15 protein-coding genes and 1 tRNA gene are annotated in these 20,168 nt (G+C 67.1%); 9 read left to right on the top strand and 7 right to left on the bottom strand.

Annotation, left to right across the window (positions count from 1 at the left end; translation table 11 throughout):
- The first annotated feature begins 179 nt into the window (after nucleotides 1-179).
- The 3 genes from Q368_RS0112890 (at nucleotide 180) to Q368_RS0112875 (ending at nucleotide 4,987) form a co-directional block, all read left to right on the top strand.
- Nucleotides 180-3,629 carry a trifunctional glycoside hydrolase family 18/polysaccharide deacetylase/glycosyltransferase family 2 protein gene (locus Q368_RS0112890; protein WP_043785871.1) on the top strand — a complete coding sequence of 1,150 codons (3,450 nt, stop codon included), beginning with the start codon at nucleotides 180-182 and terminating at the stop codon, nucleotides 3,627-3,629.
- Nucleotides 3,630-3,863: 234 nt separating this feature from the next.
- The gene (locus tag Q368_RS0112880; protein ID WP_029459478.1) at nucleotides 3,864-4,313 is read left to right on the top strand and encodes an MbcA/ParS/Xre antitoxin family protein; all 450 of its coding nucleotides are present in this window, start codon (nucleotides 3,864-3,866) and stop codon (nucleotides 4,311-4,313) included.
- Between the two features lie 80 nt (nucleotides 4,314-4,393).
- On the top strand, nucleotides 4,394-4,987 hold the full coding sequence (locus Q368_RS0112875; RefSeq protein WP_245611340.1) for an RES family NAD+ phosphorylase: 594 nt from the start codon (nucleotides 4,394-4,396) through the stop codon (nucleotides 4,985-4,987).
- An 822-nt stretch (nucleotides 4,988-5,809) separates the two neighbouring features.
- Here Q368_RS0112875 and Q368_RS0112870 read toward each other — a convergent pair.
- A tRNA-Leu gene (locus tag Q368_RS0112870) sits at nucleotides 5,810-5,898 on the bottom strand.
- An 88-nt stretch (nucleotides 5,899-5,986) separates the two neighbouring features.
- Between Q368_RS0112870 and Q368_RS0112865 the strand changes: the two genes are divergently transcribed.
- The 6 genes from Q368_RS0112865 to Q368_RS0112840 all read left to right on the top strand — a co-directional run bounded on the left by Q368_RS0112865 (nucleotide 5,987) and on the right by Q368_RS0112840 (nucleotide 13,147).
- Nucleotides 5,987-7,312, top strand: coding sequence for an alkaline phosphatase family protein (locus tag Q368_RS0112865; protein ID WP_029459476.1), 1,326 nt, complete (start codon nucleotides 5,987-5,989; stop codon nucleotides 7,310-7,312).
- Nucleotides 7,291-9,489: an ATP-dependent helicase gene (locus tag Q368_RS0112860; protein ID WP_029459475.1), complete on the top strand. Its 2,199-nt coding sequence runs from the start codon at nucleotides 7,291-7,293 to the stop codon at nucleotides 9,487-9,489. Before Q368_RS0112865 ends, Q368_RS0112860 begins: the two co-directional genes overlap by 22 nt.
- A gap of 32 nt (nucleotides 9,490-9,521) precedes the next feature.
- A complete protein-coding gene (locus Q368_RS0112855; protein WP_029459474.1) occupies nucleotides 9,522-11,672 on the top strand; it encodes a SpoIIE family protein phosphatase in 2,151 nt (716 codons plus the stop codon).
- Nucleotides 11,673-11,684: 12 nt separating this feature from the next.
- Entirely contained in the window at nucleotides 11,685-11,858 is a 174-nt protein-coding gene (locus Q368_RS26625) for a hypothetical protein (protein ID WP_169740596.1), read from the top strand.
- A 120-nt stretch (nucleotides 11,859-11,978) separates the two neighbouring features.
- The gene (locus tag Q368_RS0112845) at nucleotides 11,979-12,413 is read left to right on the top strand and encodes a response regulator (RefSeq protein WP_029459473.1); all 435 of its coding nucleotides are present in this window, start codon (nucleotides 11,979-11,981) and stop codon (nucleotides 12,411-12,413) included.
- Entirely contained in the window at nucleotides 12,410-13,147 is a 738-nt protein-coding gene (locus Q368_RS0112840) for a DUF2231 domain-containing protein (protein WP_029459472.1), read from the top strand. Before Q368_RS0112845 ends, Q368_RS0112840 begins: the two co-directional genes overlap by 4 nt.
- A 67-nt stretch (nucleotides 13,148-13,214) precedes the next feature.
- On the opposite strand, the gene Q368_RS0112835 is transcribed toward Q368_RS0112840, so the two are convergent.
- The 6 genes from Q368_RS0112835 to Q368_RS0112810 form a co-directional block, all read right to left on the bottom strand.
- Nucleotides 13,215-15,329, bottom strand: coding sequence for a PAS domain-containing sensor histidine kinase (locus Q368_RS0112835; RefSeq protein WP_052360155.1), 2,115 nt, complete (start codon nucleotides 15,327-15,329; stop codon nucleotides 13,215-13,217).
- A gap of 85 nt (nucleotides 15,330-15,414) precedes the next feature.
- The gene (locus Q368_RS0112830) at nucleotides 15,415-16,362 is read right to left on the bottom strand and encodes a UbiA family prenyltransferase (RefSeq protein WP_043785868.1); all 948 of its coding nucleotides are present in this window, start codon (nucleotides 16,360-16,362) and stop codon (nucleotides 15,415-15,417) included.
- A gap of 1 nt (nucleotide 16,363) precedes the next feature.
- Entirely contained in the window at nucleotides 16,364-17,365 is a 1,002-nt protein-coding gene (cydB, locus tag Q368_RS0112825; protein ID WP_029459469.1) for a cytochrome d ubiquinol oxidase subunit II, read from the bottom strand.
- Nucleotides 17,366-17,389: 24 nt separating this feature from the next.
- On the bottom strand, nucleotides 17,390-18,763 hold the full coding sequence (locus Q368_RS0112820) for a cytochrome ubiquinol oxidase subunit I (protein WP_029459468.1): 1,374 nt from the start codon (nucleotides 18,761-18,763) through the stop codon (nucleotides 17,390-17,392).
- Between the two features lie 20 nt (nucleotides 18,764-18,783).
- Nucleotides 18,784-19,386 carry a class I SAM-dependent methyltransferase gene (locus Q368_RS0112815; protein WP_029459467.1) on the bottom strand — a complete coding sequence of 201 codons (603 nt, stop codon included), beginning with the start codon at nucleotides 19,384-19,386 and terminating at the stop codon, nucleotides 18,784-18,786.
- A 92-nt stretch (nucleotides 19,387-19,478) separates the two neighbouring features.
- A complete protein-coding gene (locus Q368_RS0112810) occupies nucleotides 19,479-20,168 on the bottom strand; it encodes a ubiquinone/menaquinone biosynthesis methyltransferase (RefSeq protein WP_029459466.1) in 690 nt (229 codons plus the stop codon).

Here is a 20,168-nt window from a genome sequence, read left to right as displayed (position 1 = left end):
CGTCCTTCGTCCATGGCCTCCCGTGCGACCATGCGCAGCCGGATTCCGGCCGTAACGCGGCATGCGAGAGGGCAAGACTTCCCTGCGGCGGCCTTGCGCTTTCGCACTTCGGGATTATGATTGGGGCCGCAGAGCACCCCCGCCCGCGCATCCCGGCCATTCAACCAACCGAGCCCACGTTGCCCATTCCCACAAAACGTCCGGTCTTTTTCGACCCCAACAAAAAGCGCTGGCCCAAAATCAAGGCCGGGGCGTTCCTGGCGGCGGGACTGGTTTCCGCCGCGCTCTTCGTGCTCGTTGCCACCGTGTTGCTCAATCCGGCCCTGGAATCCCTCTCCCTGCCCTCGGCCCGGTTCCTGCCGCACCCCAACCACACGAGCCCTCCGCTGTCCCTGAAAACGACGACGGCAATGGATGCCCGGCTTGCCAACCTCAAGCACAAACTGGCCAAAGAGATCAAATCCTCCCATCGCCACCCTCCGGCCGACCATACCGTCCCGGCGCAACCCTATGCCAACAAGGCCATCGGCTTTTTCGTCAACTGGGACGACGCGAGCTTCAGTTCACTCAAGAAAAATATCGGCAACCTCGACATCCTCATTCCCGAATGGCTGCATCTCGTGGACGGCGACGGCGCCATTCGCGAGGACAACCCGGACAAGGCCCGCGAAGTCCTGCGCTTCATCAAGGCCACACAACCCGGCTTGCCCGTCATGCCGCTCGTCAACAACTTCATCGACATGACGTGGCGAGGCGACCTCGTGGCGCATGCGGTGGCCACCCCCCAGGTCCGGACCCGGCTCACGCGGGCGCTGCTCGAGTATGTCCGCGGCAACAATCTGGCCGGCGTAAGCCTCGACTTCGAGGACATTCCGCCCACGGCCCTGAAAAATTACCTGCGTTTCGTCACCGAACTCGCGGCCGCCTTCCACGCCGAAAAGCTCGCCGTCTCCGTCAACGTCCCCGCCGCGGACCCGGCCTTCCCCTATCGTGCCGTCGCCGGGCAGGTCGATCAGGTCATCGTCATGGCCTATGACGAGCATTGGGCCGCCGGCAAGCCAGGCCCCATCGCGAGCCTTCCCTGGTACCTCAAGGCCCTGCGTGCGCGGGCGGCCGATATACCGGCCGGGAAACTGGTGGTGGCCCTTGGCAGCTACGCCTACGACTGGCCCAAGGGAAAGCCGGCCGAAGAGGACACCTTCGAGGAGGCGGTGCTGACGGCCAAGGAATCCGAATCGACCATCAGCATGGACCCGGCTTCGCTCAATCCGTCTTTTCACTATCAGGACGAGAAGGACATCGACCACGCGGTCTGGCTCATGGACGCGACAACGGTTTTCAACGCCATGGTTTCGGCCATGCCGCTCTCTCCCGCCGGCTTCGCCCTGTGGCGGCTCGGCGGCGAAGACCCCTCCATCTGGACCTTCTTCGGCGTGGACTGGAAGCTCGGCGCAGAAGCCGCCAAGCGCATGGAGGTCATCCGGTTCGATTACGACCTGGACTACGAGGGCAAGGGGGAAATCCTGCGCATCGCCCAGACGCCGAGCCTCGGCCGGCGAATCGTGAACTACGATGCCAGGTTGGGACTCATTTCCGGCGAACGCTTCGAAGAGTACCCTTCACCCTATGTCATCGAACGCCATGGCTTCACCCCAAAGACCGTGGCGTTGACCTTCGACGACGGACCTGACGTGACGTATACGCCGAAAATCCTGGACATCCTGCATCGGGCAGGTGTCAAAGCCACCTTTTTCGTCATCGGCAACAACGCCGAAAAGAACCCGGAACTGCTCCGTCGCATTTTCGCCGAGGGCCACGACATCGGCAACCATACGTTCACCCATCCCAACATCGCCGACATTTCCCTCACCCAACTGGGGCTGGAGGTCTCGGCGACGCAGCGCCTTTTCGAAAGCATACTTGGCTGCCAGACCCATCTTTTCCGCTCCCCGTATGGCGAGGACAGCGAACCGGAAACCCAGGACCAGGTCAGGCCCCTCGAGTACCTCGGCAAACAGGGCTACGTTTTCGTCGGCATGCACATCGATCCCAGCGATTGGAGCCGGCCGGGCGTGGACGCCATCGTCGACGAGACCTTGCGCCAGGCCCAATCCGACGAAGGCAACGTCATTTTGCTGCATGACGGCGGCGGCGACCGCTCCCAGACCGTTGCCGCCCTCCCCCGGATTATCGAAGCGCTCCAGGCCAGAGGCTACCGCTTTGCGACGGTTTCCGATCTCCTCGGCCAGACCCGCGACACCATCATGCCCGAGGTCAAGGGGGAAAACCCGCTCATGGCGCTTGGCAAGCGCATCGGCTTTTTCCTGCTCTTCGCCTGGTCGGCGGGGCTGCAATGGCTCTTCGTCATCGGTACGTTCCTCGGCCTCGGCCGCTTGTGCATTCTCATCGTCCTGGCGGTGGCGGAAAAGGCACGGGGCCGGCGCAGACCGGTCGCGGGCCAGGCCTCGGCCCTCTCCGTGGCCGTCGTGGTTCCGGCCTACAACGAGGACATGGTCGTCCTCCAGACCGTACAATCGCTTCTGGCCTGCCAGCACCCTGCCGCCTTCGAAATCATCGTGGTGGACGACGGTTCCAGCGACAACACGTATGCGATGCTGCGCGAAGCCTTTGCCGACGAAAAGCTCGTCACCGTCGTCACCCAACCGAACAGCGGCAAGCCCGCGGCCCTCAACCACGGGATTTCCCTTACCAAGGCGGACATTGTGGTAACCTTGGACGCGGACACGATCTTCACCCGGGACACCATCATCCGTCTGGCTGCCTGGTTCGCCGATCCAAGGATCGGCGCCGTGGCCGGCAACGCAAAGGTCGGCAATCGCATCAATTTTCTGACCCGTTGCCAGGCTCTGGAATATGTGACCAGCCAGAACCTGGACCGGCGTGCCCTGACCATCCTGGACAGCGTCACCGTGGTGCCCGGCGCCGTGGGGGCCTGGCGGCGGGATGTGTTGGAGGCCGCGGGTGGATTCTCGGACGACACGCTGGCCGAAGACGCCGACCTGACCATCCGCATCGAGCGCATGGGACATGTGGTCGCCTATGAAGAGCGGGCCGTGGCGCTCACGGAAGCGCCGGACACCATGCGCGGTTTCCTGCGCCAGCGCTTCCGTTGGATGTTCGGCACCCTTCAAGTGGCCTGGAAACACAAGGACGCCCTGCTGCACCCACGCTACGGCCTGCTCGGCTTCTGCGGCCTGCCGAACATCTGGGTTTACCAGATATTCTTCCAGCTCATTTCGCCGGTCATGGATTTGTGGCTCGCCTACACCTGCCTGGTCTCGGGGATCATGTGGATGTGGCATCCGTCGAGCTGGAGCCCGGACGCACTGCTCAAAGTGGTTTTTTATTATGCCCTGTTCATGGTTGCCGACATCCTGGCCGGTGTGGTCGCCTTTCTTCTGGAACGCAACGAGGACAAGCGGCTGCTCGCCTGGCTTGTGCCGCAACGCTTCTTTTACCGCCAGCTCATGTATGTCGTCGCGCTTCGTACGTTTCTGGCTTCGCTTCGCGGCAGGGAGATGGGCTGGTCGAAGCTCGAGCGCAAGGCCTCGGTCGATTCGCGCCAGTTCAGGGAGTCAGATCTCCCCGGCAAAACAGGTGACTCGTAGTCGCGAGCCGCGCAAAGCGGCGATTGAAGCCGCCTGAAGGGGACGTGCAACGGCAGGCTATGAAGGAGCTGGCCAGTGCGTTCATGGAGGACAAGGGCAAGGTGGTGCCGTTCCCTGGCGGCAAGGCCGAGGGGGGGATAGCCGTCCTCCAGCAAGGCTGCTCGACCCTTTGCCGAAAAAGACTTGTTCACTCCTAAATTGAATCCTATTTACTCCTGAAAAGAAGTGGACACCATGCCCGCCACCTGCGAAGCCCAAGCGCCCGTCTCTCGGTATGCCGCCTCCCCCGTCGTGGACTTGTCCGTGAAGGCCGACCGCGACCGCCTGAGCCCGTCCGCCGTGAAGGGTTTCCTGAACATCATGGCCAAGTGGAATGTCCGGGACGTTGACGCCATGGGCCTGCTCGGCGGCGTCTCCAATGGCCGATTCTACGCCATGAAGAAGGCCCCCGAGGGAGCCGTGCTCGACCAGGACGAATTGCAGCGCGTGTCGTTCCTGGTGGGCATCTTCAAGGCCCTGAACATCCTTTTCGGGGAAGAACTGGCCGACGCCTGGGTGCAACTGCCGAATCAGAACCGGATTTTCGGGGGAGCGGTTCCGCTTGCCTATATGATCCGTGGCGGCCTGCCGGCCTTCCAGACCGTGCGCCGGCTGCTTGATGCCCGACGCGGGGGGCTGGCGTGACGCGACCCGGTTGCTCTTCTCTGCGAGTCCAGGACACGCATCGCCTCATCCCTTCGGAATATTCAGGCAAGATGGCGCTCATGCGCATTGCCGACACTGGAGCCCACCTAGAAGACCTGTTCGACCTGGATGACGCCACCAACGACCGGCTGCAAGGAGAGAGGGACCTGTTACCGGGAATCGGCCGGGACGAACTTGTTGCCGGCATCCCCTATGCGTCAATCATCAACGCTTCATTCTGCCACGCCCCACCCGAGGGCAGTCGCTTCAATGATCCGGATCGGGGCGCTTGGTACGCCGGCTTCGAACTGGAAACCAGCCAGACCGAAGTGGGCTTCCGCAAGAGCCGCTGCTACCTCGAGGTCGGCTGGGAAAAAGAGGATGTCGTCACTTACGACGACTACGTGGCGAACTTCGATGCCGACTTTCACGACATACGGGACGACGCGGCTTTCGCGCCCTGCCTGGCCCCCGCTAGCTACTTTGCCTCGCAGGGATTGGCCATGGAGTTGTTGACGGCCGGCTCCCTCGGCATCGTCTATCCGAGCGTGCGCGCCCCGGGCGGCACCTGTCTTGCCTGTTTCCGCCCGGCACTAGTCGGCAATGTGCGTCAGTCGAAGGCGTGGTCATTCGTGTGGCGCGGAAGCGGCGTTGCGCCGATGTGGCGGGAGTAAGCAGCCCCTCAGGACCACCATGGACCAATCCGACGCGCGCCACCAGCGCCGGCCGGGGGTACAGCTTACGACAACAACGGTTCTTGATAGTGTCAATCCCTGGTGGGAGTCTAGCCGGGAGCGCCGAGACCCGTAGCTCCCCCCACATCGCGGTCAGAGAGTCTGTCCGGGCAAAGTGTCATAGGCGGGGCTGGCGTCGGTCCTGGGGCGGACATGGCGCGTGGGGCACAGTTGATCATCATCAACTTTGAAAAGGTGGATCGGAACCCCATTTACCCAGCGGGCACGATTCTGCCCTTTGCCGGGTCAAGGTGCGTTTTGAAAGCACGGCTTCGGCGGAAGAGGATAATGCAACCCGGGATTGCAATTTCGACGTCTGCAATTCTGCGTTGGTCGCCCGGCAGGATAAGGACGCCGCAATCCTGCGGAGTCAGACACCGGAATAACGCCACGACGCCCGAATGCCTCTGTAGCGCTTAACTGTTGCGTTTTCCCCGTCCCCATGACCTTTGTATCGTCTGCCGAGAGAAAGGTGTATCAGGCGTTAATGCGGTTGGCCTGAACGTGGCCGGGGAGGTTCCCGCCGGTTTTGGCGAAGCCCCGGCAGGCTGAGAGTGAAAGATTCTTTCCCGTGGCGGGTGGGCAAGTTGATCCTGCGCCAACTCGCTGGGGCAGGACGGGCAGGGCGCACAGAGGCCCCGTACCTCGGCAATCCTCACCCTGTTTCCCCGTGCGTCATGTATTTGAGCGGGATCAGCGGTTTTTCCAAAAAACAAAAGGTCGCGCCCGCGCCATCACCAGCCGTCACAACCTCTTGAAATCTGGTACCCGAGGCCGGAATCGAACCGGCACGCCCCTCACGGAGCAAGGGATTTTAAGTCCCTGGCGTCTACCAATTCCGCCACTCGGGCACGCAGACGTTTCTCATGCCCCAACGCGCCCCGGCGCGTCAATCTGGCGCGTAGCCTTCCCGGGCCGTTTCTGTTAACAAGCCCGCCCATGCCGCACTCCCGAAAACGCCTCGTCGTCCTCGGCCTCGACGGGCTGCCGCTTTCCCTCGCGCGCGCCCTGGCCGCCTCCGGCCGGCTCCCCAACCTCGAACGCCTCCTGGCCCAAAACGCCACGGGCATCGAGGCCGAACTGCCCGAACTCTCGCCGGTCAACTGGACCTCGTTTCTCACCGCCGCCAATCCCGGCCGCCACGGCGTCTTCGGCTTCGTCGGCATCGACCCCGCCAGCTACGCCCTGGGGCCCATCGATGCGACGAGTATCCGCGTGCCCACGCTGATGGACCGCATGACCGCCGCCGGACGCTGCGCGAAAATCGTCAACCTGCCCTGCGCCGCGCCCGTCAAGCCGCTGACCGGGGCCATCGTCGCCGGCTTTCCCGAAACGGACCTCGACCGCGCCGCGTATCCGCCGCAATTCGCCGCCAACCTGCGCCTCGCCGGCTACCGCATCGAGGCCGACACCTCCCGGGGCGCGGCGGATTTCGACTTTCTGGCCCGGGAACTGCGCCGCACGCTGGCCTCGCGCCGCGCCGCCCTGGAGATGCTCTGGGCCGGCGGCGACTTCGACTGCTTCATGCTCGTGCTCACCGAAACGGACCGGCTCTTCCATTTCTTCTTTCCAGCCGTGGCCCACCCCGAACATGCGCTCCACGGCGCGGTCCTCGACCTCCTTGCCGACTGGGACCGCGTCATCGGCCTCGTCCTCGACCGCTACGATGCCCTGGACGGCCCCAAGCGCCTGATCGCCCTGGCCGACCACGGCTTCGTGGAACTCGTCACCGAAGTGGACCTCAACGCGTGGCTGGCGCAAAAAGGCCTGCTCTTCACGCGCCCCGGCGCGCAAAACGAATGGGACGCGCGCATCGCCCCGCACCAGACCGCCGCCTTCGGCCTGGACCCCGGGCGCATCTACATCAACATCAAGGAGCGCTTCGCGCGCGGCGTCTTCCACGAGCACGTGGCCGAAAAGCTCGCCCGCGAACTGCGCGAAGAGCTCCTCACCCTCAGCTACGAAGGCGTGCCGGTCATGGAAGCGGTGCACCTGGCCGAGGAGATCTATGAAGGGCCGCAACTGCGCCGCGCGCCCAACCTCGTCTGCGTCGGCCGGCCCGGCATGAGCCTCACGGCCAAGTACGACCGCGAGGCCATCTTCGGCCGCCACGGACGCGCCGGCTGCCACAGCCCCCACGACGCCCTCTACTGCGACACCGCCGCCGCCCGCCCGGCCACCACCACCGAAGCCGGGCGCGAGGTCGCGGCCTATTTCGACCTGCCCGAACAAAACGAGCCCGCATGGATTTCGACCGCGACCTGAATCCCGCCCAGCGCCAGGCGGTCATGACGACCGAAGGCCCCGTCCTCGTCATCGCCGGCGCCGGTTCCGGCAAGACCCGCACCATCGTCTACCGCCTGGCCCATCTGGTCTCGGGCGGCGTGGACCCGGCGTCCATTCTCCTTTTGACCTTCACCCGCAAGGCCGCCCAGGAGATGCTGACCCGGGCCGGCATGCTGCTGGCCATGGGCCCGGACGGCGTGTCCGGCGTCTCGGGCGGCACGTTCCACGCCTTCGCCTTTGCGACGCTGCGGCGCTTCCACGCCGCCGCCGGCTACCCCGACGGGTTCACCGTGCTCGACGCCGCGGACTGCGAGGACATCCTGGGGCAGGTCAAGGACAGCCTGGGCGTCGGCAAGGGCGACCGCTCCTTCCCGCGCAAGAGCGCCGTCCTCGGCATGCTCTCCAAGGCCCGCAACAAGGAGCTCGACGTCGGCGACGTCATCTCCCGCGAGGCCTTCCACCTGCTGCCCCACGCAAGTGACATCGCGCGCCTGGGCGAGGGCTATACGGCGTTCAAGGCCGAGCACAACCTCCTCGACTACGACGACCTGCTCTTTTCCCTGGAGCGCATGCTCACCGAGCACGCGGACCTCGCGGACTACCTGCGCGAGCGCCACCGCTACGTCATGGTGGACGAGTACCAGGACACCAACCGCGTCCAGGCACGGCTCACGCGCCTGCTCGCCCCGGGTACGGGCAACGTCATGGCCGTCGGCGACGACGCCCAGTCCATCTACGCCTTCCGCGGGGCTACGGTGGACAACATCCTGGATTTCCCCAACCTGTTCCCGGGGACGCTGGTTGTGAAGCTGGAGCAGAACTACCGCTCCACCCAGCCCATCCTGACGCTGACCAACGCCATCCTCAAAAACGCCGGCCGCAAGTTCGAGAAAAATCTCTTCTCCACCCGCGAGGACGGTCCGGAACCCGAGCTCATCCGGCCCTTTTCCGACCTGACCCAGGCGGCCATGGTCACGGCGCGCATCCGCGAGCTGTCCGGCCGCTACCCCCTGCACGAGATCGCGGTGCTGTTTCGCGCCGGCTACCAGTCCTACGCCCTGGAAGTGGAGCTCGGCAAAGCCGGCATCCCCTTCCAGAAGTTCGGCGGCCTGCGCTTTTCCGACGCCGCCCACGTCAAGGACGTGCTGTCCTACCTGCGTCTGGCGCGCAACACCGCCGATTTCCCGGCCTGGAACCGCGTACTCGCCTTCGTGCCGGGCATCGGGGCCAAGACCGCGGCCAAGATCTTCGCCGCCATCCAGGAAGGCGATCGCGCCGTGCTCGGCAAGATGACGAAAAAATCCGAGGAATTCCGGGCATTGATCGAATTCCTCGATGTCCTGCGCTCCTCGCCGCCCTCCCCGGCCGACCTGCTCGAACGCGTCATCGAGGCCTACGCGCCGCTTCTGGCCGAGAAATTCCCCGACGACTACCCGCGCCGCCAGGCGGGCCTCGAGCAGCTCCAGCAGATCGCCGCCAGCTACGCCGACCTCGACGCGTTCCTGGCCGACCTCGTCATCGAAAACCCGGACGAGGATCGCAAGAAGACCCGCGAGGACCATGTGGTGCTGTCCACGGTCCACTCGGCCAAGGGCCTGGAATGGGCGGCGGTGCTCGTGATCGACCTCGTGGACGAGCGCTTCCCCTCGCGCCATGCGCTCTCGCGCACCGAGGACATGGAGGAGGAGCGGCGGCTGCTCTACGTCGCCTGCACGCGCGCCCGCGACGCGCTCTCGCTTTTCGCGCCGGAAACCGTGTACCAGCGCCAGGGCGGCGGCTGCGCCCCGGCCCTGCCGAGCATCTTCCTGCGCGAGCTGCCGGCCGGGCAGCTCATCGAGCGCCGCGAGCGCCTGGGCGGGCGCGCCACGTCGAGCCTGGCCGCCTGCACGGCATCGGGCCTTGCCGCTTCCGGCGCGCCGCGCCCCGCGCCGTGTCCGCCCCGCCCCGTCGCGACGCAGCCGGAAACTGCCCCGACGGCCTCGGCCCGATCGGTCGCGCCGGGCGCGCTCGGCTACTGCCGGCACAAGATTTTCGGCCGCGGCAAGATCATCGCCGCCCTGGACGACGGCAAGGTCCGGGTCAATTTCCCGGATTTCGGCCCCAAGGTCATCCTTGCCGCGTACCTGGAAATGGAGGATGCTTCCCAGGCATCTTGATCCGTTGACCGTCAAGCCCGGGGACTTGTTCCATGCGCATCCGCTGGAAGCTCTTCTGGCTGCTCGCCGCCATCTCGCTTGCGCCGCTGTTGCTGCTTCGCGTCAACAGCCAGTTCGCGCTCGACCGCCTGTCCGAGCGGCTTTCCGCCCATGTGGCCGCGCATCTGGTCGAGGAAGCGCAAAAACGGCTGCTGCGCCTGGTCGAGGACCACGCAAGGCTTTTCGACGCCAAGCGCCAGGCGCTCTCCCTGGCCGTGGCCCTGCAGGCCCGGGACGTGACGGACGCGCTCGGGCAATCGCCTTCTTCCGTGCCCGCCGCCGTTTCGAACGCCGTGGTCCTGGCGATGGACGCGCCGGGCATGGGCATGCGCGGCGCCACGCCGGCCCCGGAGGGATTTGGCGAACGTCCGGGCTATTTCCGCCTTTCGCCTGATGGCGCGGCAGCGCCCCTGCCCGTGGACCCCGCCCGCCTGACCGTGCGCCTGCCCCAGGGCGTTTCCCGCGAGGACCCGCGCATCGCCGCCCTGGGCGCGACCGTCGGTCCCCTGCGCGAGGTCGCGGCCCTGGCCGGCCCCCTGGCCCATTTCCAGCTGACGACCCTGGCCGACGGCCTGAGCGCAAGCGCCCCGGCCACGCCCGGCGCGCCCCGGCGCTACGAGCCCTTGCGCGCGCCCTGGTATCTGGCGGCCATGAGCGCGCCCGGCCCGGTCTGGTCCTCGGCGCAGGCGGAACCCGGCACCGGGCGCGTCTGCGTGGCCGTGTCCATGCGCCTTGCCGGCGCGTCCGGCCAGACGCTCGGGGGCACGGCCATCCTCACGCCCCTGGACGATCTGCTCGCCTCGGTCACGCCGCCAAAACACCTTCCCGGCGAGGTCGAGACCATGCTCGTCGTGGTCGCGCCCGACACGGCCGGCGCGCCGCGCCTCATGGCCCAGGCCGGGGAGCTCCGCCACGAACGCGGCCACGGCTGGCACGCCTTCGTCACGCCCGCGCCCCTGGTCTCCCCGGACGCGGCGACCCTCGCCGCCCTGACGGCGGACGTCGCCTCGGGCGTTTCCGGCGTGCGCCGCTTGCGCTACGCCGGCCGGGACTGCCTGGCCGCCTATGCGCCCACGGCCAAGGGCGAGGCGCTTTTGCAGGTCGCGCCCGTGGCCGAGCTGCTGGCCACCTCCAGGGCCGTGGCCGCCGAGGTGGAAGCGGGCATCCGGCGTCTCACCCTCGTCGGCACGGCCATCGTCGTCGCGGTCATGCTGCTGCTCGTGATCGTCTCCCTTTCGGCCTCCCGGGCGGTGACGCGGCCCGTGTTGGCGCTGACAAGCGCGGCGCGGCGGCTTGCCGACGGCGACTTCTCCACCCGGGTCGCGGCCGCGGGCGGGGACGAGCTCGCCGCGCTCGGGCGCGTCTTCAACGAACTCGCCCCGCGCCTGGACGCGCACATGCGCCTTTGCGAATCCGCGTCCCTGGCCGGCGAAATCCAGCGCAGCCTCCTGCCGGCGAGTCCCCCGCCCTTTCCCGGCCTGACGCTTGCCGGGGCCAGCCGCTACTGCGACGAAACCGGCGGCGACTATTTCGACTTCCTGACCTTTGACGGCGACAAGTCCGGCATCCTCGGCGTTGCCCTGGGCGACGTCTCGGGGCATGGCCTCCCGGCCGCGCTGCTCATGGCCACGGCGCGGGCGCTGCTGCGGCCGCGCGCCGCGCGTCCGGGCACGCCCGGCGAAATCGTCGCCGACGTCAACCGGGAGCTCGTGCGCGACGTCTACGGCACGGGCCGGTTCATGACGCTTTTTTACCTGGAGGCGGACCCGGCGACGCGCAAGGCCGCTTTTGCCCGCGGCGGCCACGATCCGGCCCTGCGTTACGACCCCGCCACGGGCCAGGTGGACGAGCTGACCACCCGGGGCATGGCCCTTGGCGTGGCCGAGGAGGCGCGCTACGAAACCGGCGTCGCCGCCCTGGCCCCGGGTCAGACCGTGCTCATCGGCACGGACGGCCTGTGGGAGGCCGAAAACCCGGCAGGGGAAATGTTCGGCAAGGCCCGCACCCGGGACATCCTGGCGGAATCCGCCGCCGCCGGCCCGCGGGCCGTGTGCGACGCCCTGTTCGCCGCCCTGGACGCCTTCCGCGGGGACAGGCCCCTGGAGGACGACGTGACCCTGGTCGTGCTGCGACTCGACGCTTAAGGAGGAACCGCCATGCCCGTTTCGGAAAAGGAAGCGAAGTTCAGGTATTGTCCGCTCCTGACCACCCACGACGACAAGCTCAAGTTCTGCCAGGGAACCATGTGCATGATGTGGCGCGCGGCCGGCCCCGACGCCGGCTACTGCGGCCTGGCCGGCAGGCCCGAGGGACTCGCCGCGAAAAACTGAGCCGCCGCGCGGGGACAAAAGTCGCCGCTATTCCCGACTGTGGCGGGAATGTGTTGACGCGGCAGGTTGTTGTGTTAGGTTCCCCGCGAGCCGGGGGGCGCGCCCCCCGCCGGGTATGCCATGCTGCGAGCACTCATCGTTGACGACGATCCGGTCAACAGCCGGTTCCTGCTGGAAATCCTGTCCCCCTACGCCGCCTGCGACACCGCCGGCAACGGCCGCGAGGGGCTGGACGCCTTTGGCCGGGCGCTTGGCGCCGGCAAGCCCTACGACGTCATCTTCGTCGATGTCATGATGCCCGGCATGGACGGGCACCAGGCACTGGAGGGCATGCGCCACCTGGAGCACGAGCGCGGCGTTTCCTCGTCGGACGCGGCCAAGGTCATCATGATCTCGGCCCTGGACGACACGCGCAACGTCTACCGCGCCTTTTTCCAGGGACAGGCCCTGACCTTCCTGGCCAAGCCCTTCACCTGCGACGCCGTGCTCGACGAACTGCGCAGATTCGACATCATCGGGCGGCGCACGCCTGCCGCCGCAAGGAGCGAAGCATGAGCCAGACGCCGGAAAAGCGCTTCACGCCCCAGGAGTTGGCCGGTTTCGACGGTGCCGAGGGCAGGCCCGCCTACGTGGCCCACAAGGGCATCGTCTACGACATTTCAGGCAGCCGCCTGTGGAAGGCCGGCAAGCACATGAACCGCCACCATGCCGGCGCGGACATGGGCCTCGACCTGGCCCAGGCCCCGCACAGCCCGGACGTGCTCGCGCGCTTCCCGCGCGTGGGCACGCTCGAAGCCACGGCCCTGGCCCCCGAGCCCGTGGCCGACCGCGTGCCGGCGTGGCTTTCGCGCTTCATGAAGCGCTACCCCATGCTCAAGCGCCATCCCCATCCCATGACGGTGCATTTCCCCATCGCCTTTTGCGTGCTGATCCCGCTGTGCCTGGTTCTGGCCCTGGTCACGGGCTGGGCCGGCTTCGACGCGGCCATGCTGGTGCTGCTCGGCGCGGCGGTCGTCTTCACGCCCGTGGCCATCGTCACCGGGCTTTTCACGTGGTGGCTCAACTACGCCGCGGCGCGCATCAAGCCGGTGGTCATCAAGCTGCTCGCCACGCCGGTGCTGTTCCTGGCCGTGCTCTGGGCCTTTGCGGCGCGGCTTCGCGCGCCGGATTTCCTGGCCCATCCCGGCGACCACCTGGGGCTTATCGTCCTCATCCTCGCGCTTTTCCCGCTGGTGTCGCTCGTCGGCTGGTTCGGCGCGGCCCTGACCTTCCCGCCCCACGACGATTAGGCCGGGGCAACCCCGATACAGAAACGGCCCGCCGTCCCGAAGACGGCGGGCCGTTTTCTTTGCGCGCCTACTCCAGGGGAAAGCTCACGAGGAAGGTGGAACCCAGGCCGGGCGTGGTGACGAAGCGGATGGAACCCTTGTGCTTTTCGGCGATGGCCAGGGCGATGCTGAGCCCCTGGCCGCCGCCCTTGCCCACGTCGTGGGTGGTGAAAAACGGATTGAAGATCTTGTCCTGGATCTCCGGCGGAATGCCTGGTCCATGGTCGCTCACCGACACGATCACGTTGCCGCCCTCCAGACGGCTTTGCACCCGCACGCAGGCATCGCTCCGGCCGGTCTTTTCCGTGGCCTGGGCCGCGTTGAGAAGCAGGCACAAAAGCAACTGGTTGAAATCGCCGGGCACGCAGCAAAGGGGCGGCAATTCCTCGGCCAATTCCGTCTCCAGGCAGACCGGGAATTCCTGGGCGCTTCTGGCCATCTCCACCGTGGCCAGGATGGCCTCGTTGACGTCGATGGCCTGCCGGCCCATGCTCTCGGTGCGGGCGAAGCGCTTGATGGAGCGCACGAAGCCGGCCACCCGCTCGGTCCCGGCCAGACTTTCCTCCAGGGCAGGGGGCAGTTCGGCCAGCACCGTTTCCAGGTCGTTGTCCTGCCGGAAGGCCTCGATCTCGCGCAGCTTCGCCGCAAGTTCCGGGTTCTCCGGGGCCAGGCGCAGCGCGGCCTCGTACATCCCAAGCAGCGCCAGGAGATGCGGCAGGTTCTTTTTGGCGAACTCCAAGTTGCCGGAGACGTATTGCAGCGGCGTGTTGATCTCGTGGGCCACGCCGCCGGCCAGGTGGCCAATGGCCTCCAGGCGCTTGGCCGTGGCCAGCCGGGCTTCGAGCTGGCGCAGGCGCGTGACGTCGGTAAAGACTTCGAGGCTGCCCTGGAAATCACCGTCCCGGCCGACGATGGGCGACGGCGAGGCCATGACGCACACCGGGCTCCCGTCCTCGCGGCAAAGGCCCATCTCGTACGGATCGGCCAGCCCCTGCCGCCGCCCTGCCTGGGCTTCCCGAAAGCGCTCCCGGTCATCGACGCACACGAACGCGGCGAACGGACGGCCGATCAGGGAGGCAAGCGGGACGCCGAGCAGCTCGCCGAGCGTTTCGTTGGCGAAATCGATGCGGCCCTCGGGCGAAAGGATGGCCAAACCCTGGTGCATGATGTCGATGAGCGTGCGGTAGCGCTCCTCGCTTTGGGCCAGGGCCGACTCCATGCGGCGGCGTTCGGTCACGTCGCGGCACAACACGAGCTTGCCGGCGAATTTGCCGGAGATGTCCGCTATGGCTTCGACGGCGGCCTGAAAAATGCGGTTTTCCCCGGCTTCGGAGACCGCGGCTTCCAGTTCGACGCGGCCGTGCGATTCCGGTCGGGCGAGCGCCGCTTCGAGCCAGGGCAGAAGAATCGCCAGCGGCTTTCCCCGAAGCTCCCCGAGGCCGCCACCGCCCGCTTCCTCCGTCGCGGCGTAATACATCCCGCCGGTGACGCCGCCGCAGCCGAGCATCGCCAGACCCGCGGCGTTGCAGTTGTCCAGGCGGTTTTCGGCGTCGAGCAGGAAGAGGCCTTGGGAGATGGATTCGAACACCGTGAGGTATTTGTTTTTCTCGTTGGCCAGATCCCGGTTCTCCCGGGCCAGGGCGTCGGTCTGCTCCTGCCCGGAAAGCTCGGCCCAGCGCAACACGAAGACGTACTCCATGCGCGCGAAGCAGGCGGCGATGAAAAATGCGGCGCAAACGGCCCCCTCCCCCTTGGGAAAACCCGCCTCGATGCAATCCAGGTAGGCGCGCTCATAGTATTTGAGCAGCCCCCAGAACATGGCCAGGGTGATGCCGCGCGCGCGGTGCCGCGTGGCCTCGATGTCGGCGAAGACGGCGATGGGGTCGCCCGGGGCTTCGCATTCCAGGGGATATTCCCAGGGGATGCCGTCACGGCTGTCGAGCGCCCCCAGGATGGCGGCGGTCAGCCCCGCGATGGAAACCCGCCAGGGTTCGACCAGGGTGGAGGTATACGCGGCATAGCCCTGCGCCTTGGCGTAGGCGAGCACGCGCTCCATGAGCCAGGTCTCGCTGCCCGGCAACAGCTCGCGCAGCCCGGCACGCCAGGGGAGGGAGGATGGAACGGGTCGCGGACAGGACGCCATGTGTCATCCAGGACGTGTTGGTTGCGGGGGAACCCCTTGCGCCGTCACGACCATTGCCCAAAGCCAGGAAGGCGTCAATCGCGACTTAACGGACGAGCAGTTCGATCACGAGAACGGTCAGGACCAGGGCGGGATAGAAGCTCGCCCGGTTGAAAAGCGCCGAGGCGGCCTCGTCCTCACGGGTCGCGGCCAGGCGGAGGGCAGGCGGCAACAGCAGCCAGGCCCCGCCCAACAGCGCGACAAGCCACAGCGGCGCGGCCACGGCGAGGGGCGAGGCGGCGAGCAGCGGCGCGGAAATGGCGAGGCTTGCGCCAAGGCAGGCCACGGCCAGGCGGCTTGCCTGGCGATAGCCCACGACCACGGGCACGGTGCGCGCGCCGGTGACGGCGTCGCGGACGGCGTCGTGCCAGTCCGCAGGGATGTTCTGGCCGCCGATCTCCCAGGTGAAGACCCAGGCGAAAAGCAGGACGAGAAACCACGGCGCGGGGTCGGGCGAAACGGCATAGGCCGCGGCCAGGGGGCCCAGGGACTTGACCACGCCGTTTATGAGCGCGCGCAGGTGGGTGACAGTCAGGAGCAGGCAGTAGGCCGTCTCCAGCAGGCAGCCGGCGACGAGCAACCAGGCGCACACGGGATTGAGGGCGTAGGCCCCGACAAAGGCGACCGCGACCCAGCAGAGGAACCAGGCGATGGCGGCCGGCAGGGACAGACAGCCGTGGGCCAGGGGATGGCGGATGAACGCCGCGTCGAGGTAGTTGCAGCGGGCGTCGCGGCCGCTTTTTTCCACCTGCCGCTTGTCAGAGCGGTAGTCCACGATGTCGTTGAGGGCATAGACGGCGGTATAGCCGGCAAAGACGGTGACGCAGCCGAGGACCACGACGGAAAGGGGCGGCAGGCCGCCCCGGCACAGCAGGGCGGCGCAAAACGGCCCGGCCAGGTCGAGGATGCCGTGGGGCGTGCGCGAAAGGGCCAGGTAGACGGTCAGGGCGAAATGCCCGGGCGTGCCGGCGGGCGGCGTTGCGGATGCGGGCAAACTACTGCACCTCGTCGTGCGGCGCGGTCTTGCCGCTGAAAACACGGTACTGGTAGGCGTTGTAGAAAAGCAGCACGGGCAAGAGCCCGCCGACCACGGCCAGCATGATGCGCAGCATCGGCGCGGGCGCGGCGGCCATGGCGGCCGTTATGCCCGGCGGCACGATGACCGGGGACAAGCTGCCGCCGAAGGCCGCGAAGACGAAGGCCAGCATCACGGCGCAGTACATGAGCGGCCGCCGCTCCCAGCCCTTGCCGAGCGCGCGGAAATAAAGCGCCGCGCACAGCACCGCGGCGACGATGGCCAGGATGAAGGAAGGCGAAAACCCGGCCTGTCCCGGCCGGCCCACGAGGAAGCCCAGCCGGCCGTCCAGGGCGATGTAGCCGATGACGAGCACGAGCATGGCCACCGTGGCCGAGCCGTAGCGGATGCCCCACAGCCGCGCCTGGGTTTGCAGTTCGCCGTCGGTTTTGAGCACGAGCCAGGCCGCGCCGATCATGGCGTAGAGGCACAGGAGCGTGACGCCGACCAGGATGGTGAAGGGCGAGAACCAGTCGAACCGGCCGCCGACGAACCGGCCGTCGGCAAAGGCCATGCCCTGGAGGATGCCGCCGAGGAGAAAGCCGTGGGCGAGCGTCACGGCCACGCTGCCCCAGCCGAAAAGCTTCGTCCAGGGGCGCTTGCCGTCGGCCTCGGCGCGGTATTCCAGGCCGATGCCCCGGGCCATGAGCGCGAAGAGCAGGAACCCGGCCGGCAGGTAGAGCGCGGCGAGCACCGTGCCGTAGACCAGCGGAAACGCGCCGAAGAGCACGCCGCCGAGCATCACGAGCCAGGTCTGGTTGGCGTGCCAGACGCTGCCGATGGACGCGGTCATGCGGTCGCGCCAGGCCTCGTCGTCGGTGTGCAGGCACAGGATGCCGACCCCGAGGTCGAAACCGTCGGTGAAGACGTACAGCCACAGCAGAAAGGCCATGATCCAGTACCAGACGTCGGCGATATCCATAAGGGTCCGTCCTTGTCCGCAGGACTATTTGGCCGCATGGGCCGCGGGCGGCAGCGCGTCCATGTCCGGGCCTTTGCGCACGAGCTTGGCCATGAAGAACAGAAAGAGCGAGAAGAGCACGGCATAGGCGAGAATGAAGCCGGCCAGGGACAGCCCGACCTCGCCAGCGCCAAGGGGCGAATGCCCCTCGCCCGTGCGGATGAGCCCGTAGGCCAGCCAGGGCTGGCGGCCCACCTCGCGCGTGATCCAGCCCATGAGCACGGCGAGGTAGGCCCCGCCGGCCATGAGCGTCCAGGCGTAAAAGAGCTTGCCCTGCCCCGGCGCGCGCTCGGGGGTGAGTGCGCCGCGCCGCCAGGCCCACAGCGTCCAGGCCATGACCGCGATCATGGCGAACCCGACGCCGACCATGAGCCGGAACGCGTAGAACGGCAACACGATGGGCGGGCGGTCATTTTTGGGAAAATCCTTGAGCCCCGGCACGATTCCCGTGGGCGAATGGGTGATGAGCAGGCTCAGGGCATAGGGAATCTGGATCTGGAAGACATTGTCCTCGGCGTCGGGATCGGGCCAGGCGAGCATGTTCCAGGGCGCTCCGGTGCCGGGCTTGTTGGTGTCCCAGTGGGCCTCGATGGCCGCGACCTTGGCCGGCTGGAGGCGGCCGATCTCCTGGCCGTTGGAATCGCCGACCAGGGCCTGGAGCGGCGCGATGACCACGACCGCCGCGGCCGCGAGCTTGAACGACGTGAGGTAGAAGGGGACGTTGCGCCGCAGCAGGATGTTGACGCCCGAAACCGCGCCGATGACGAACAGCGTCAGCTCCACGCACGCCAGGTACATGTGGGAAAAGGCCAGGGGCAGGTCCGGCGAGAACACGGCGGCGAGGTAGTCGGTGACGACGAAGATGCCGTTTTCGATATGCCCGCCCGAGGGCGTCTGCATCCAGGAGTTGGCGACGAGAATCCAGAACGCGGAGAGCGACGAGCCGAAGGCGACCATGATGGTGGCAAAAAAGTGCATCTTCGGCCCCACCCGCTTCCAGCCGAAGAGCATGATGTAGAGGAAGGCGGATTCGAGCATGAAGGCCATGGTGCCCTCGAAGCCGAGGATCTGGCCGAAGAAGTTGCCGACCGTGGCGGAAAACGGCCCCCAGTTCGCGCCGAACTGGAACTCCAGCGGAATGCCCGAGACCACGCCCACGGCGAAATTGACCGCGAACAGCCCGGCCCAGAAGCGGAACTGGCGGTAGTAGACGAGATCGTGCGTGCGCAGCCACAGCCACTCGAGCACGACGAGGAAAAGCGCCAGCCCGATGGTGAGCGTGGGGAACGTGATGTGGAACGCGGTGGTCAGGGCGAACTGCACGCGGGAGAGGAAAACCGGGTCGGTCAGGAAGTCCACCATGCGCCTCCTTGGCCCCGTCAGGGGCGCGCTGTCTTGACGGCGACGGCCAGGATGAAAAGCGAGGATTCGTGGAAGCCCGGCAGCAGGGACAGGCCCGCCGCGTCCAGGGCCTCGCGGAATTCGGGGCCGTGGAAGCGGTTCTCGCGCGGATGGGCGAGCATGACGCGGAAGACCGGGTTGGCGTAGAGCGGCGGGTAGATCTCCTCGAAATAGAACGTGCCGCCGGGGCGCAGCACGCGCGCGACCTCCTCCACGCCCCGCCGCCAGTCGGGCAGGTGGTGGATGATGCCGAAGTTGACCACGGCGTCGAAGGCGGCGTCGGGATACGGCAGGCGCTCGGCGTCGCCGAGGACGAAGGCGCTTTTGGCGAGAAAGCCTTTTTTCGGCCGCCGCGCCGCGATCCTGACCATGGCCGGGTCCACGTCCAGGCCGTGGTAGAGGGACGGGGCGAAGGCGCGGGCGAAAATCCCCGCCCCGCCGCCGTCGCCGCAGCCGATCTCGAGCACTTTCCCACCGGCCGGGATGGGCCGCGTGGCCCGGAAATAGCGGACTTCGCGCCACTGGGCGATCTTGCGCACGAAGCTGCGGCAATAAAACCGTTCCGGCCAGTTGACTTCCATGCCCCCTCCCCTTTCCTGCATCCTTGGGATGTCAGTCTTCCATGTTGCACCAGACAGGCGGGGGCGCTGTCAAGGGAAATCTCTATGCGCGACTAGCGCTTGCGTCCGGTAAATATCCGCGCCAGGCCGAACGTCAGGTCCGTGACCGCGCATTCGGCAAAGCCCGCCTCGGCCATTTGCGCGGTAAAGGCCGCGTCGCCCGGGAAGGCGTCCACGGACTCCACGAGGTAGCTGTAGGCGTAATCCGTGCGCGAGAGGAAGTTGCCGATGGGCGGCAGAAAGCGTTCGAAATAGAAGCGGTAGAGCGCCTTGCCAAGGCCCGTGCGCGGCATGCCGAATTCCATGACGTGCATGCGCCCGCCGGGGACGAGCACGCGGTGGAATTCCCGCATGACCGCGACCCGTTCGGCGATGTTGCGGATGCCGAAGGCCATGGTCACGGCGGCGACGCTCCCCGCCCTGACCGGGATGTCCCGGCAGTCGGCCACGGCCAGGCGGTAGCCGGCCACGCCGCGCCGTTTGGTCTTTGCGACGGCCTTTTCCAGCATGGCCGGGGAGAAGTCGAGCCCGAGGACCGTAAGCCCCGGCCTGCGGCGGCGAATGGCCAGGGCGACCTCGCCCGTGCCCGTGGCCGCGTCGAGCACGAGCCCGTAGCCCGGTTCGATCATGTCCACGAGGCGCTTGCGCCAGTAGATGTCCACGCCAAGCGACAGGGCGCTATTTTGGAAATCATAGGAAAAGGCGATGTCCTCGAACATCCGCCGCACCAGCACGTCGCGCAT

Source organism: Solidesulfovibrio alcoholivorans DSM 5433, from assembly GCF_000702665.1.
Taxonomy (GTDB): domain Bacteria; phylum Desulfobacterota; class Desulfovibrionia; order Desulfovibrionales; family Desulfovibrionaceae; genus Solidesulfovibrio; species Solidesulfovibrio alcoholivorans.
Note: the sequence above shows the minus strand (reverse complement) of the source record. Positions and strands in the feature narration are given on the sequence as shown.